This is a genomic window from Tsuneonella sp. HG094 (genome assembly GCF_053819285.1).
Genome location: NZ_JBSORA010000001.1, coordinates 1,633,949 through 1,648,723, shown reverse-complemented (window position 1 = coordinate 1,648,723; position 14,775 = coordinate 1,633,949). Strand labels below are relative to the sequence as shown.

The window sequence follows — 14,775 nt, the reverse complement described above, 5'->3', positions numbered from 1 at the left end:
GGGCAAAGCACAGTCTTACGTGACGAGAGGACCTGACATGCACTTTCGCCCCATCCTTGCCGGTTCCGTGCTGGCGCTCGCCCTGTCGGCCTGTTCGGGCGGCACCGAAGACGCCGCCGAACCGGCCGCGACTGCTGCCGCGATCGCTCCCGCATCCGAGGCCGCATCCGTGCCGACCGCCGAAGCGACTGCCGCGCCCGATCCGATAGCCAGCGCCACGGCCACCCCGACGCCCACGCCGAGCGCGTCCGCCAAACCGGTCCCGACCCCGACGCCGACACCGGTGAAAGTCGCTGCTGCCGCACCGCCCGCAAGCTGGGCGCGCTGCGCGGTGTGTCACGATGCGACCAAGGGCGGCGCGGACAAGCTCGGCCCGAACCTCTGGGGCACCTATGGCGCGAAAGCCGCGCAAGGCAGCTTCGCGTTTTCCGAACCGCTCAAGAATTCGGGCCTCGTGTTCGACGAAGCGACGCTGCACAAATGGCTCGAGAACCCCCGCGCGCTGGTGCCGGGCAATCGCATGAGCTTCCCCGGCCTCAAGGACGCTGCCAAGCGCCAGGAAATCATCGATTACCTGAAGCAGCAGCGTTGAATGGGAGGCGGCGCGGGCGTCCGCATTCCCGCGCCGCCGACGCCGTTTAACGAGTGCGGTAGATCGTCGGCTGGATGTCTGTGAACTTCGCCACGTCGCCCATGATCTCGGGCGTTCCGGCACTGCCCAACGCGGCGTCGATCGCGGCGTCACTCTCGAAGTCGAGCGCCACCATGCACGCGAAGGGCTGGTCGTCGCCCGCCGGCCACAGAACATCGGCTCCGGTCATTCCGGCGGGAGCCCAGTGCTTCTCCACCAACGGGATATGCGTGCCGGTGTAGTAATTGGCATCGAATTTCGCGCCGTCATGGCGGGGGTAGGCTACGACAATCTTGGGCATCGGGCGTCCTTTCAGGGTTGTGATTGCGGTACCGAAACGGGGCGGGTGGTGACAAGCCTTAGACCGGCCGCGTGCCAGCCGTCGGTCCCTTCGGACAGCCACCAGACGCCCCGTAGACCGCGACTGGCGAGCCGCCGGGCGGCATTCCAGCTCATCCAGCAATCCGCACGGCAAAACACGACGACCGGCCTCGCTGGTTGGCGCTTGCGGGCTTTCGCGACCGCTCGCTCGAGGCCGCGCCAGAGTATCGGGTCGACTGGCGAACGGCCCGTTTCGGGATGCCAGGCGGCCCCCGCGATGGTCTCGTGTTCGAGGGACAAACGCCAGCGACCGGTCGTCGGGTCGCGAACGCCGCCTTCGGCCGGCATGACATCGATGAACAGCGCGTCGCCTTGCTTGGCGAGTTCGATGGCAGTGGGCAGGGCGATGCGGGCTGCGGGCGCGGGATCGGCGGTAACCGGAGTGCGATAGCGTGCGGTGCGGTAGCCGTGTGCGTCGAATACGGTGTCCTGCCCGATACCGGGGGTGCCGAGCGACAGAGCCAGGACCGCCAGCGCTGCCGTCATTCGCACGCAAATCCTCCACGGCACTCCAAGCGCCCTTTGTCCCAAAGTCCTATGTGCGCGTGATCGCGCGCGCGATACATACGACCTTGGTATGATGCGCCCGACGATCCTGCTCGCCTTGCTTTGCGCTGCCGCTCCCGCGATTGCGCAGGACCCGCCCCCCGATCCGCTGGCATCGCCGATGTGGGAATACCATGCGGCCCGCATTTTCGGCGGGGCGCCGGTCGTGTTTGACCCGCGTGTGAAACTTGAATTGCCGATGATCGCCGAGAACCAGCGCGCGCTGCCGGTCACCATCGACGCGCGCGGCCTGGGTGACGTCCAGCGAATCGTGCTCTTCGCCGACCTCAATCCGATCCCGGTCGCAATCGATTATCGCCCGGTCGCCGCCGCGCCGTTCGTGGCGACCCGGATGAAGCTCGACCAGCGCACCCCGGTTCGCGCCGCAGTGCTAACCGCCGACGGCACCTGGCACGTCGCCAGCGAGTGGGTCGACGCGGCAGGCGGAGGATGCTCCGCGCCCCCGCTCAGCCGGGTGAAGGGCGACTGGGCCGAACATCTCGGGGAGATGCGCGGGGCGGCCTGGGCCGAGGGCGGCGAGACGCGCGTGCGGGTCGCCTTCCGGCACCCGATGGACACCGGGCTGGTCGAGAACATCCCGGCCTACAACATCGAAAAGCTGACCGTCACCGGAGCCGGCGGCGAAAAGCTCGCCGAGATGACGGTCTACGGCTCGGTCGCCGAAGATCCCGCCTTCACGGTGATCGTGAACGACGCCTCGGGCGACCCACTGGCGGTCGCGGCGCGCGACACCAACGGCCTCGAATTCACCGGCGCGCTGTCACCCGCAAGCGGCCGCCGGATCGCTTCCGCCCGACCGTGAAGTTCAGCCGCAGGGCCGCTATCGCCGGCGCGCTGGCGCTACCCGCAGCCGCGCGCGCCGAGCAATACGGCGGCACCTACGCGCCTGTCGCGGAGCCGGTCGCCGATGGCGTTTGGCTGGTTCGCGGCGCCGACGAGGCGATCGGTTTCGCCAACGGTGGCGCGATCGCAAATGGCGTCATCCTGGCGAGCGACGCGGGTGCGATCCTTTACGATGCCGGACCCTCGCTCGGTTATGGCAAGGCGCTGGCGAACCTGGCCGAGCAGGTGACCGGCAAGCAGCCCGCCGCGGTCTACCTCAGCCACCTCCATCCCGACCATGCGTTCGGTGCCGGGGCGTTCGGCGCGGCGCAGGTTCATGCGTTACCCGGCACCCGCACCGAGATCGAGCGCGACGGCAGCGGGTTCTCCGATGCGATGTACCGGATGCTGTCGGGCTGGATGACCGGGACCGAAGTCATCCTGCCCACTGGCGACGTCGCCGACGGTCCGGTTACGATCGGCGGGCGGCGGCTGCGCCTGTTCGCACTCGCCGGACACAGCGGCGCCGATCTCGCGCTGCTAGACGAGGCGACCGGCACGCTCATCGCGGGCGACCTCGTCTTCCACGACCGCGCCCCGGCAACGCCGCACGCGCACCTGCCGACATGGCGCGCCAGTCTCTCTGCGCTCAAGGCGATCCCGCACAAGGCGCTCGTCCCCGGCCACGGCCCGCTCGATCGCCAGGGGCGTGCCATCGCGCAGACGCGCGACTGGCTCGACTGGCTCGAGGGCTCGCTGCGCGATGCGGTGGCGCGGGGGTTGGACATGACCGAGGCGGGCGCGATGCCGATCCCCGACCGGTTCGCCAAAATGCAGGCCGCGCGCTACGAACTGCAGCGCAGCGTCGTCCATTTCTACCCTGTGCTGGAAGCGGAGATGCTGCCCCGGGTCGACGGCTAGAACGCGAAGCGGAGCGCGGCGGATATCCTTCGCGGCATCCCCGGCGCATAGGCCCTCGGATCGTCGGCACCGGGCGCTTCGGCCAAGTCGATGTCGTCGATCTCGGCAAAGGTGCCGAAGTTGCCGTACTTGCGGTCCAGCAGGTTGCGCACCTCCCACAGCAGCGTGACACCGCGGGCGATGGCCACGTCGCCGCGCAGGCCGAACACCGCATATCCCGGAACCGGCGCGTTGTCGTTGCCGTCGTCCCCGGCAAGCACCTGACCCGAGCGCAGGCGCGCGTTGGCGGCGACGGTCCACCCTTCACCGGCATATCCGGCGCGCAGGTTCAGCGCATGACGGGGGATGCCGGGGAGCCGGTCGCCCGCCTCTACCTCTATCGTGCCGTCATCGTCCGCTTCCGGGTTCGCCGGGCTGCTGACGGTAAAGTTTGAGCGGAAGCGGGCGTCGGTGAAGGCGTAATCGGCGCCCAGTCGCCAGCGGCCGGGGCGCCACTCGAGCGCGGCTTCTACTCCCTGGCGGCGGCTGCGGCCGAGGTTCACGAAGTAGGCGCGGCCGCGCACGGTGCTGGCGATGTGGCGGATGTCGTCGCGGCTGTCGCTCCGCCAGAGCGACAGATGGCCGTCGAGGCTCTCGCCCGATCGCCGCGCCTCGGCATGAAAGCTGCGCGCCTTGACCGGATCGAGCGGCGGGTCGGCAACGAAGAAGTTGGCGAGCGCGCAGGGGCTGGTCGGCTCAGCGCACGACAGTTCGGCGGGGGTCGGATTGCGGCTCGTCTCGGCATAGCCTGCGCTCACCGACCAGCCATCGGCGGGCCGGAAATCGATCTCGGCCGACGGAGCGAAGTCGCGAAAGCGGTGGCTGCCGTTGAGCGCTGTGCCGATGCGGTCGATCAGACGCACGCGATTGTCCGACCAGCGCGCACCGAGCTCGACCGAAAGAACCTTGGCAAGCGGGATCTCGGCACTGGCGAAAACCGCGAAATCGTGCAGCTTCGACACCACCGAGACGGGGGTCAATGCACCGCTGGCGGAGGAGAGGAGGGTTCCGATTTCCTCGACCGAGCGATCGTCCTCCAGCTCGGACAGCACGCTCTCGGCAGCGAAGACGGTGCGGTAGCTTTCCCAGGCGAAGCCGAGCGCGAAGCGGCGCTCGCCCCCGGCAGTCTCGCGCTCGTCGAGCCATTGCATGCCCGCTCCGCCGCCGCGGGTGCGCTCCTCGCCGCGATTGGTGACCGCATAGTCGTCCACCCCAGGATCGGCCGCGACGGCATTCCCGGCAGGATCGAGCAGCGGATCGCTCGCTTCGTCGTCGGCGCCTTCGAGGCACAGGAAGCGCACGTCAGCGTCGCACGCGTCGAAATCGGCAAGGTCGCCGTTGAGCGCACCGCGCCGCAACGACTGGTAGTGCAGCGTGCCTTCGATGCGGCCCGTCTCGCCGAGGTCGATCCGGGGCAGCAGCGCCGCGCGCCAGTACCGCGAATCGATGATGTCGGGCGTGGTGAATACCGCGTCGTAATCGGCGTCCAGCAGTTCGACCGGGGCGACGCCGTTGCCGTGGAGGCTCGTGTCGGCTCCGACCAGCTTGGCGTCGATCGCCCAGCCGTCGCCCTGGTGCCCGACCGAGGCGAAGCCCCGGAGGAGACGCGAGGGGCTTTCGTCGCGCCAGCCGTGGTCCCGCTGGGCGTCGAGCACTAGCATCCCCTGCGGTCCGCCGACCGACACAGTGCCGCCGAAGCCGCCGAAACTGTCGCCGCCCGCGGTCACTTCGCCGCCGGGCGTCTCGCGCCGCGACACGGTGGTGAGCAGCAGCGCGCCACCGAGCGCATTGCGGCCGTAGACCGGGCTCGCCTCGCGCAATTGGGCGCCGGCCAGTGCCGCTTCGGGTAGCAGGTCGAGCGCCAGCGTATCGCCGAACGGCTGGTTGAAGCGGATTCCGTCGAGGTAGACCGCCATGCCCTGTTCGGTGCCCTGCAGCGCGCCGGCGGTGTAGCCGCGCCAGGTGATCGAGGCGGCCCACGGGTTGCCTTGCGCCTCCGAGATCGAGACGCCCGGTGCCTCGCGCGCAAGGGCGGTGGCAAGGTCTGCGCGAGGGGCGGCGGTGATCGCCTTGCCGTTGACCTCACTCACCTCGTCGGCGTCGACCGACCCGCCGGGCGCGATGACGACGATCTCCTGCGCCGCGGAAGGCGCGGCGACCGCGAGCAGGGGGACCAGGCCGACCAGCCGCATCAGAGCATCCGGCGCAGGACCTCGTCGCGCAGCACGAAGTGATGGCGCAGCGCCGCCGCCACGTGGAGCAGGGCGAGGCCGAGGAAGAGCCAGCCGAACAAGCCGTGCGCCGTGCGGCTGAGCGTGTAGACCGCGCTGTCGCGCACGATCGCCGCCTTCGGCACGTCGAACAGGCCGAACCACTCGAGCGGGTACTTGCCCGCCGACGCCATGACGTATCCGGTCAGCGGCATGGCCAGCATCAGGATGTAGAATATCACATGGACCGCCTGCGCCGCGCCGACTTCCGCTCGCGACATCGTCACCGGGTACGGCGGCCGGGCCCATGTCAGCCGCCAGCCGATGCGGACGAGCGTAAGGACAAGGATCGTCAGGCCGACTGCTTTGTGCAGCGGGATCAGTCGAACAGTGTTTTCAAGCGCTTCATTGACCAGTCCGCTCGCGAGATTGAAGACCACCAGCAGCGCGATCGTCCAGTGCAGCGTGCGGGCGACCGCGTTGTAGCGGACGGCGTCGGGCATCGTCACAGCCCCACCTTGATACCCGCCCAAACGGTGCGCGGGGTGCCGTAGTCGATCGACCCGCCCTGGTTGCGGGTCACGATGTCCTCATCCGTCAGGTTCTCGCCGCGCAGCACGAGCGCGAACCGCTCCGACAGCGGCACCTGCACGAACGCATCGAAGGTCGTCACTGCGGGCAGCCGATCGGTCTCGAGGTCGTCCTCGAACTGGAGGCCGACGTGCCGGACGCTGAGCGAGACCAGCGCGTTCGCGGTCGGTCTCCACGCCAGCGAGCCGCCCGCCGCCCAGCGCGGAGTCTGCGCGGGTCGCTTGCCGTCGAGTGCGGCGGCCACGCCGCTGCCACGCGCCTCGGCGTCGGTGTAGGCGAGCGAGCCGCCGAGCCGGAACGCGCCGAAGGTCAGCCCCGCGCTCGCCTCGATCCCGCGCGCGGCGATCGCGTCGATGTTCTGCCGCTGGCGAAGGTTGGTGCCGATGGTGACGTTGGCGATCGCGCGCTTCACGGTGTTGTCGAAGCCGGTCAGCGACAGGGCGACCGCATCGGAAGGGGCGAAATCGACGCCCGCCTCGAAGCCTTTCAGTCGCTCGTTGCGCAGCGCCGCGTTGGCCTGCGTCGTGACCGGGAAGACGGTGAACGGTCGGTAGAGCTCGTTGAGCGTCGGCAGGCGCAGGCCGGTGTAGGCGGCCGCGCGCAATCGCAACCCGCCGCCGAGCCGCGCGACCGCGCCGCCCCGGAACGAAGCCTCCCAGTCGCCCCGGTCGGGGTAGGCCAGGTTGCTGACCGTCGCCCCCGTCGGCCCGCGGGCGATGAAGAAACCGTCGCGGATGGTCGTGCGATCAGCCCGTGCGCCGCCGGTCAGCGTCAACGCGCCGAGCGTGAGGTCGTTCTCGATAAAGAAACCGAGGTCGGTGTTCGTGCCGCCCGCATTGCGGCGCTGGGTGACCGCGCCGGTCGTCGCATTCAGCGCGGTCTCGTAGAGCTCGCCGACCGACTTGCGGTAATCGACGCCGAGCCGCAGCACGTTGGCCTCACCCATCGGCGGGCGCAGCTCGAGCTTTCCGCCGATGCCGGTGGCCGGCGTGTTGCGCTGATCGAGGGTTGGGCGAAAGCTGGTCGAACTCACCACCACGTTGGTGAAGTTGCGCGCCTGGACGTAGCCGATGAGATCGAACTGCCATTCTCCGCGCCCCACGAGGCGGAGTGAGGCGTCCTGCCCTTCCATCGAGGTGTCCGCGCCCGCGAACCGCAGCGTGCGTTCGTCGCGATAGGCGATGGCGCGGGCCTGCAGCTCGATCGTGTCCGAGACCGGCGCGACCCCGCGCGCCTGGACCGACCACGCGTCGTAAGCCGCGCGCACCGATGCGGGTACGCGCTGGGCGATCGGAGTCGTCCAGAACCCCTGGCCCCGGTCCCAACGCCCCGAAATCGTCGCAAAGCCGCTGCCGAGCCGCGGCGCGACAGTGAGGCTGGTCTCGGTCTCGCCCCGATCGTTGACGAGCGCCTGCCCGCTGACGGGGCCGAGCGCGGCGGCATCGGCGCTGGTCAGCTCGATCGTCCCGGCCAGCGCGCCCGCGCCGAACGGGCCCGACCCGCCGCCTCGCGTCACCCGCGCGCTGGCGAGCCGTTCGGGCGCGATCGCGCTGAACGGGATGTAACCGAAGAACGGGTCCGCCATCGGTACGCCGTCAAGCAGGATCTGCGCCCTGCTCGACGCGTTGCCGCCGAGGGCTCTCAGCGTAGCGCCCTGCGCGCTGGGATTGCTCGAGCGGCTGTCGGAGCGGCGGAACTGCTGGAAACCCGCGACGTTCGCCAGCGCATCCTCGATCCGTCCCGAACCCGTCGAGACGATCTCCTCCCGATCGATGACCTGCGTTCCATAGGCCGGAGTGGCGGGTGTTTCGGGCAGGCCTTCTCCCGTCACCACGATGACCGGACCTTCGGCTTCGTCACCCGCGTTCGCGCGGGCGGGCGTGCCGACGCAAAGGGAGGTCGATGCACAACCGAGCAGGAGGAAAGCCGAACGTGTCACGAGGAAAAGCACCTGTCAGAAAGAGTCGAACCGGCGACCGCCATTGCGACGGCCGCCGGTTCCCTGGTGTGCATAATGCGGCCCGACGGGGCGGCCAAGCTTAGAAGAACAGGATCCCGCCCAGCGCGATCGTGTCGCTCTTCGCCGTGTTGCCGTTGTGTGCTTCGGCCTTCGACGCGGTGTACTCGCCGATGAGCGTGACCCATCTGGTCAGCCCGTAGCGAACCTGGCCGACCCAGCTCGAATTGGTGTCGAGCAGGGCGGGGTTGGCCAGCGCGTCGGCGGCGTTGGCATAGTCCAGCGAGCTTTCGCCGTAGCTGCCGCCCAACGAGAACTTGCCGAACATCGCCATCGCCTGCCCGTAGAAGCCGTGGCTCTTGCGCGGATTGCCGGCCGAGTCGGTGTCGAACAGGTTGAGCACCGTGGTCCCGAGGCCCTTGGCGTCGTAGTAGTAGCCCACCAGTGTGACCGGGCCCGCGGTGATTTTGGACCCCAGGTCGATGCCGCGGCCGGTGTAGCTGACGCCGCCCAGCGAGTTGTGTTTCTGCGACAGGCCCGAGACCCAGAACCGGGTGCCGATCCCGCCCAGCTTGGCGTCGTAGGAGATCTTCGCCTGGTAGCCGGGGTTGCTGTTGGACTGCGCCGGGCCGGTGAGCGACGACAGCGGCTGAAACACCCCGAGCGAGACCTGCGCACCGCCGAAGTTGGGCGAGGAGTAGGTGATCTGCGGCTGGAAGTCGGTGTAGATGTATCCCACCCCGATCCGGCCGAGCGTGGTGTTGCCCGGCGCCACGTTGCTGCCCGGCGTGCCGCCAGACAGAAGCGTGATGTCGTTGAGGATGCCCTCCGACCCGAACAGGCCGATATCGCGCCCGATCTTGAATTCGCCGAACCCGCCGCCGACCGTGAGGTAAGTCTGGCGGAAGTCGATGCCCGCCGTCGCCAGCGCGGTCGGCTGGCCGCCGTTGTTGGCCCCCAGCACGCCCCAGGCGGTGCTGTTGATGCCCGGGTACATCCCGAAATGGGCGCCGATGTCGAGGCCCGCCTGCTTGGTCGTTACGTCGACCTTGAGGAAACCGGGGAGCAGGCCGTTGCGGACCGAGCTGGTGTTGTTGCCGCCCACGTTGGCGACGCCGCCTACTACCGTCGTCGTCGGCCCGGCCGTTTGCGGGCTGTCGTGGACGTAGAATCCGTTGACCGAGCCCGAGAACCTGATCGTCGCCGGACCCACGTTGAGGCCGATACCGCTTTCGGTCATCGTGACCAGGCGGTTGGCATCGAGCGCGCCTTCCGCCTTGGCCATCGCGGGCGCACTGGATGCCGCAACCGCCACGGCCTGGGCCTCGGCCTTTTCCTGCGCCAGCAGCGTCGCGTATTCCTCGTCCGTCAGGATGCCCTTTTCGTGAAGTCGCTTGAGCAGGGCTTCCGAGCTGCCGGCCAGTGCCGGAGTGCTGAAGCCGCAGAGCGCGACGGCCGCAACCGCACCGCGCAGGAGTGTCCTGGAAAGCATGTCCTTCCCCCTTTTCCGTTGTTCGCCGTCTTAAGCGGCCGCGAAAAGGATGCGCCGGGCAGGGGCGCGCAGGAATTGGACTTTGGTTGTGAGACTTTGGGATAAGGCTCGGCGAACGAAGCATCAGGGCGCGATCGCGACGCCCCACGGGCCCTTCCCGGCGGGGATCGTGCCGACCACTTTCATCGCCGCAACATCCACGACCGACACGTCGTCGCTCGTGCCATTGGCGACTATCGCGCGGCGCCCGTCAGCCGTCACTGCCAGGTGCCACGGGCGACCGCCGACCTTGAGATAACCGGTGACCTTGCGGCTGGCGACGTCGATGAACGCGAGCGAATCCGCCCGACCGAGAGCGACGATCGCGGTCTTGCCGTCGGGTGTGAATCGGATGCCGCAGGGCAGCACCTTGTAAGGAACGACGCCGGGTGGGGCGAAGTCGATCGTCTCCACGATCTCGCGGGTGGCAACGTCGATGACGTGGACCTTCTGGCCGATCTCGGCGGCTATCCACACCTGCTTGCCGTCGGGCGTGAACTCGATGTGGCGCGGGCGCACGTCAGTTTCCGTCTCGGCAACCGTCTCCCGCGTGGCGATGTCGATCCACGAGACGATGCTGTCTTCCTCGCTCGCGACGAGCAGCCACTTGCCGTCGGGGCTCTGGGCGATGCCCTCCGGCTCCTCGCCGACCGCGATTTGCCACGCGACTTCGCGCCGGGAGAGGTCGATTGCGGTCGTCGCGGCATCGTCCTCGTTGGCGACGAACAGCAGTTTGCCGTCATGCGAGGCGAAGAACTGTTCGGGATCGTTGCCTGCGGGGAGCTGGGCGATCAAGGCACCCGTCGCGCGGTCGCGGACTTCCACGGTGTTGTCGAGGCTGGCGCAGATGAGCAGGTACTTGCCGTCGCGGCTGAGGGTTATCCCGCGCGGCCTGCGACCGACCGGAAAGTCGGCGACCCTCGTCCCCGTCGCAAGATCGATGACGGTAATCGAGTCGGAGCGTTCGTTGCTGACATAGGCGGTTTCGGCCGACGCCGGCGCAGCCAGCACGAGACCCGCCGCCATTGCCCCCCAGATCACTTTCCCAAGCATGGCGGGGAACTTAGTCCCGCACGAGAGTGCGCGGGTATTGTGCGAAAGTACAATGGGTGAGGCGCCGTGCATCGGGCTATCAGAGGTTCAAACAAGAGCCCTTCGGGAACGCAATCCGGGCGCAGAGGATACCTGATATGAGCAAGACCTTCGGCCGGGCGCTGCTCGGCATCGCATCGATTTCGCTGAGCGTGGCGATGGCCCCGCAGCTTCTCGCCCACGGCGATGTGACGCCGCAGGCGGTTGACACCAGCGCGCTGCCCGACATCGCCGGCGGCAACGACGTCTGGGCGACGACCAATCCCTATTCGGGCAATGCCAAGGCGATCGAAATCGGCGCCTCGGCGTACAACCAGAACTGTGCGCGGTGTCACGGCCTGCAGGCGATCAGCGGTGGCATCGCGCCCGACCTGCGCTACCTCGAACTCGGCGAGTCCGGCGACGAATGGTACCTCGAGCGCTATCAGCATGGCTCAGTTCGCGACGGCAAGGTCTATATGCCCCCATTCGGCGAAGTGCTCGGCCAGAAGGCGGGCTGGGCGATCCGCGCGTGGCTCGAAACCCAGCACTCGGAAGAATAGGCGTGCAGCGGAGGGGGTTTCTCGGCGGCATTGCGGGAACCGTATGCGCTCTCGCATGCGGTGCGCCGATCGCTGCCGCGCCGCTGGAAAAGCTGCGCGAGACAGGCGGAATCCGCATCGGGCTCTACAAGGACAACCGTCCCTGGTCGTGGGAGAGCGAAGGCCGGCCGGCCGGGATCGACGTCGACCTCGGCAAGGCGATTGCGGCCGAACTGGGGCTGCGGCCCGAGATCGTCCTGTTCATGGCGGATGAAAGCGTCTCCGACGACCTGCGCAACGTCGTCTGGCGTGGCGGCCTGCTCGGCTTCCAGGCGTGCGACGTGATGCTGCACGTGCCGTTCGACAAGGAGTTTGCCAAGACCGAGGACCAGGTGGTCTTCGTGGCGCCGTATTACCGCGAGGACTTCACGGCCGTCTGCAGTCCGCAAACCAAAAACTGCGATGCACCGCCGCAGCTGTTCGTCGGCAAGTCGGTCGCGGCGGAGATGGAATCGATCCCCGACATCTACCTCATGGGCAGTTTCGGCGGCGTCCTGCGGGGCGATGTGAAGCACTTCTCCGACGGGTATTCGGCGGCCAGCGCAGTGCATGAAGGGACGGCCGATTTCGCGGTCGCGACCCGCGCGCAGATCGAGGCGGCGATGAAGGATCACCCCGACCAGCGCGCCCAGCTTCGCAAGAGCCCGTTGCCGCTGCTCCCCTCCAAGGGGTGGGACATCGGCATGGCGGTCAAGGAAAACAGCCGCAGCCTGGGTTTCGCTATCGAGGAGTCGGTCGAGACAATGGCTGCCGACGGACGGCTCGCGGCGATTTTCGCTTCGCACGGTGTCGCGTGGCAGGCAGCCGAGATCACCAGACCGCACGCCTGAGGCCCCGCGCCTAAGCCTAAGGTCCAATTGTTGGCTGGCAGGGCGGGGATAGGCTGCCCTTCGTAATCGGAACCGTTCGCGATCAACGCGGCGGGCCGCTTCGACAAGAATGATACAGGAGGGAAGGATGAAGGGCACCTATTCGAAGATGGTCGCGGCTCTCGCGCTTGCCGGCACCGCGCTGGCGAACCCGGCGATGGCCGAAGGGCCAACCAACGCGGACCTGATGAACGACGCCAACACCCCCGGCGACGTCGTCAGCTATGGCATGGGTCCGTGGCAGCAGCGGTTCAGCCCGCTCAAGGAGATCAACACCGGCACGGTCAAGAAGCTGGTGCCGGTTTACTCGGCATCGCTCGGCGGCGAAAAGCAGCGCGGCCAGGAATCGCAGCCGCTGATCTACGACGGCGTGATCTACGTCACCGGCTCGTACTCTCGCCTCTACGCGTTCGACAGCCGCACCGGCGAGAAGCTGTGGCAGTACGATGCCCGCTTGCCCGACGGCATCATGCCCTGCTGCGACGTGGTCAACCGCGGCGCCGCGATCCACGGCGACAAGGTGATCTTCGCCACGCTCGACGCGCACCTCGTCGCGCTCGACCGGAAGACCGGCAAGGTTATCTGGAACAAGGAAACCGCCGATTACAAGGCGGGTTATTCGGCCACTGCTGCGCCGCTGATCGTCAAGGACATGGTCATCACCGGCAACTCGGGCGGCGAATTCGGTGCTGTTGGCGCGGTCCAGGCGCGCAACGTCAATACGGGCGAGCTCGTCTGGAGCCGTCCCGTCATCGAGGGCCACATGGGCACCCTCAACGGCAAGGACAACGGGATCACCGGCAAGACCAACGCGACCTGGCAGGGCGACCTGTGGAAGACCGGCGGCGGCGCGACCTGGCTCGGCGGCACCTACGATCCGGGCACGAACCTGCTTTACTTCGGAACCGGCAACCCGGCGCCGTGGAACAGCCACCTGCGCCCCGGCGACAACCTCTACACCGCGTCGACCGTGGCGATCGACGCCGATACCGGCGTGATCAAGTGGCACTACCAGACCACGCCGCACGACGGATGGGACTTCGACGGCGTGAACGAGTTCATCCCGTTCGACGCGACCATTGGCGGCAAGCCGATGAAGCTGGGCGCCAAGGCCGACCGCAACGGGTACTTCTTCGTGCTCGACCGGACCAACGGCAAGTTCGTCTCGGCCAACAAGTTCGTGATGCAGACGACCTGGGCCAATGGCTTCGACAAGACCGGCCGTCCGAACTTCATCGCCGCCAACCGGCCGGGAGCGCCGAGCGGCAGCGAGAAGGGCACCGTGGTGTTCTCGTCGCCCTCGTTCCTCGGCGGCAAGAACTGGATGCCGATGGCCTACAGCCAGGACACCGGCCTGTTCTACATCCCCTCGAACGACTGGGGCATGGACATCTGGAACGAGCCGGTCGCCTACAAGAAAGGCGCGGCCTATCTCGGCGCCGGGTTCACCATCAAGCCGATCGCGGACGATCACATTGGCGCCCTGCGCGCGATGGATCCCAAGACCGGCAAGATCGTGTGGGAATACAAGAACAAGGCTCCGCTGTGGGGCGGGGTCCTGTCCACCGGCGGCAATCTCGTCTTCACCGGCACGCCCGAAGGCTACCTGAAGGCATTCGACGCCAAGTCCGGTGAGGAACTGTGGAAGTTCAACACCGGTTCTGGCGTGGTCGGCTCGCCGGTGACGTGGACGCAGGACGGCGAGCAGTACGTCGCGGTCATGTCGGGCTGGGGCGGCGCGGTCCCGCTGTGGGGCGGCGAGGTCGCCAAGACCTTCAAGGACATCAGCCAGGGCGGCGCGCTCTGGGTGTTCAAGCTGGCGAAATAGGCGCAGGATAGCCGGGCATCGCGTGGTCTCCCTTCACGCGATGCCCGTGCTTCTGTAACGGAAACATCGATGCTCGCGACGACGACGGAAATGATGGTCCCGGTAAGCGACACGCCCACGCCCGAACGGGTGCTCATCGTCGACGACCATTCGCTGGTCCGTGACGGGATGCGCAGCCTGCTTCAGGCCAGCTTTCCCGACTGCGCGATCTACGAGGCCGCGAGCTTCGAGGAAGCGATCGAGCGGCTCGGCGAAGTGGACGAGGTCGACCTCGTCCTCCTCGACCTCAACATTCCCGATACTTCGCGCCTCTCGGGTCTCCAGCAATTGCGCGACGATTTCCCGAGCACGCCGGTGGTGATGGTCTCGGGCGCCTATGACCGCACCACGGTGCGCGAGGCGCTGGCGGCGGGTGCTGCCGGGTTCGTGCCCAAATCGCTGCGCAGCGAAGCCATCGTCGACGCTCTGATGCAGGTTCTCGCGGGCGAGATCTACGTGCCCGACGTCCTCAACGACGACCCGCAATCGCGCGAGGAGGAGTCGATCCGCAAGCGCATCGACAGCCTGACCCCGCAGCAACGCGTGGTGCTCGGCCATCTCGCAGCCGGTCGGCTGAACAAGCAGATCGCGCACGAGCTCGATGTGTCGATGACGACGGTAAAGGCCCACGTTTCGGCGATCCTGCAGAAGCTCAACGTCTTCAGCCGCACCCAGGCGGTGATACTGGCGAACCGGATCGGAATCGGCGACTGACG

Annotated in this window: 14 protein-coding genes; 7 read left to right on the top strand and 7 right to left on the bottom strand. The window is 67.8% G+C overall.

From position 1 onward, the window contains the following. Positions 1-37 precede the first annotated feature (37 nt). A complete protein-coding gene (locus ACWPMX_RS08275; RefSeq protein ID WP_455699557.1) occupies positions 38-592 on the top strand; it encodes a c-type cytochrome in 555 nt (184 codons plus the stop codon). Between the two features lie 46 nt (positions 593-638). On the opposite strand, the gene ACWPMX_RS08270 is transcribed toward ACWPMX_RS08275, so the two are convergent. Both ACWPMX_RS08270 and ACWPMX_RS08265 read right to left on the bottom strand, forming a co-directional pair. Then, positions 639-932, bottom strand: a complete 294-nt coding sequence (locus ACWPMX_RS08270) for an EthD family reductase (protein ID WP_455699556.1) — start codon at positions 930-932, stop codon at positions 639-641. An 11-nt stretch (positions 933-943) separates the two neighbouring features. After that, positions 944-1,498, bottom strand: a complete 555-nt coding sequence (locus ACWPMX_RS08265) for a rhodanese-like domain-containing protein (protein WP_455699555.1) — start codon at positions 1,496-1,498, stop codon at positions 944-946. A gap of 91 nt (positions 1,499-1,589) precedes the next feature. Between ACWPMX_RS08265 and ACWPMX_RS08260 the strand changes: the two genes are divergently transcribed. Together ACWPMX_RS08260 and ACWPMX_RS08255 are read left to right on the top strand one after the other, a co-directional pair. Next, positions 1,590-2,381 (top strand): quinoprotein dehydrogenase-associated SoxYZ-like carrier, encoded by a 792-nt coding sequence (locus ACWPMX_RS08260; protein ID WP_455699554.1) that lies wholly within the window; start codon positions 1,590-1,592, stop codon positions 2,379-2,381. After that, positions 2,378-3,322 (top strand): quinoprotein relay system zinc metallohydrolase 1, encoded by a 945-nt coding sequence (locus ACWPMX_RS08255; protein WP_455699553.1) that lies wholly within the window; start codon positions 2,378-2,380, stop codon positions 3,320-3,322. Before ACWPMX_RS08260 ends, ACWPMX_RS08255 begins: the two co-directional genes overlap by 4 nt. Here ACWPMX_RS08255 and ACWPMX_RS08250 read toward each other — a convergent pair. The 5 genes from ACWPMX_RS08250 to ACWPMX_RS08230 all read right to left on the bottom strand — a co-directional run bounded on the left by ACWPMX_RS08250 (position 3,319) and on the right by ACWPMX_RS08230 (position 10,703). Beyond that, positions 3,319-5,553 (bottom strand): TonB-dependent receptor, encoded by a 2,235-nt coding sequence (locus ACWPMX_RS08250; protein ID WP_455699552.1) that lies wholly within the window; start codon positions 5,551-5,553, stop codon positions 3,319-3,321. The two genes, ACWPMX_RS08255 and ACWPMX_RS08250, sit on opposite strands and share 4 nt — an antisense overlap. Further along, positions 5,553-6,074: a cytochrome b gene (locus tag ACWPMX_RS08245; RefSeq protein WP_455699551.1), complete on the bottom strand. Its 522-nt coding sequence runs from the start codon at positions 6,072-6,074 to the stop codon at positions 5,553-5,555. The genes ACWPMX_RS08250 and ACWPMX_RS08245 overlap by 1 nt, the downstream gene beginning before the upstream one ends. Positions 6,075-6,076: 2 nt before the next feature. Then, positions 6,077-8,101: a TonB-dependent receptor plug domain-containing protein gene (locus ACWPMX_RS08240; RefSeq protein WP_455699550.1), complete on the bottom strand. Its 2,025-nt coding sequence runs from the start codon at positions 8,099-8,101 to the stop codon at positions 6,077-6,079. A 100-nt stretch (positions 8,102-8,201) separates the two neighbouring features. Then, complete coding sequence (locus tag ACWPMX_RS08235; RefSeq protein ID WP_455699549.1) at positions 8,202-9,611, bottom strand: porin; 1,410 nt, start codon at positions 9,609-9,611, stop codon at positions 8,202-8,204. A gap of 123 nt (positions 9,612-9,734) precedes the next feature. Beyond that, positions 9,735-10,703: a PQQ-dependent catabolism-associated beta-propeller protein gene (locus tag ACWPMX_RS08230; protein ID WP_455699548.1), complete on the bottom strand. Its 969-nt coding sequence runs from the start codon at positions 10,701-10,703 to the stop codon at positions 9,735-9,737. 137 nt (positions 10,704-10,840) lie between these two features. On the opposite strand from ACWPMX_RS08230, the gene pedF reads away from it, so the two are divergent. The 4 genes from pedF to ACWPMX_RS08210 all read left to right on the top strand — a co-directional run bounded on the left by pedF (position 10,841) and on the right by ACWPMX_RS08210 (position 14,773). Further along, complete coding sequence (gene pedF / locus ACWPMX_RS08225; RefSeq protein ID WP_455699547.1) at positions 10,841-11,284, top strand: cytochrome c-550 PedF; 444 nt, start codon at positions 10,841-10,843, stop codon at positions 11,282-11,284. A 2-nt stretch (positions 11,285-11,286) separates the two neighbouring features. Next, positions 11,287-12,153 carry a substrate-binding periplasmic protein gene (locus ACWPMX_RS08220; protein WP_455699546.1) on the top strand — a complete coding sequence of 289 codons (867 nt, stop codon included), beginning with the start codon at positions 11,287-11,289 and terminating at the stop codon, positions 12,151-12,153. A 148-nt stretch (positions 12,154-12,301) separates the two neighbouring features. Beyond that, a complete protein-coding gene (locus ACWPMX_RS08215; RefSeq protein WP_455700750.1) occupies positions 12,302-14,020 on the top strand; it encodes a methanol/ethanol family PQQ-dependent dehydrogenase in 1,719 nt (572 codons plus the stop codon). A 69-nt stretch (positions 14,021-14,089) separates the two neighbouring features. Continuing rightward, complete coding sequence (locus ACWPMX_RS08210) at positions 14,090-14,773, top strand: response regulator (RefSeq protein WP_455699545.1); 684 nt, start codon at positions 14,090-14,092, stop codon at positions 14,771-14,773. The last annotated feature ends 2 nt before the right edge of the window (positions 14,774-14,775 follow it).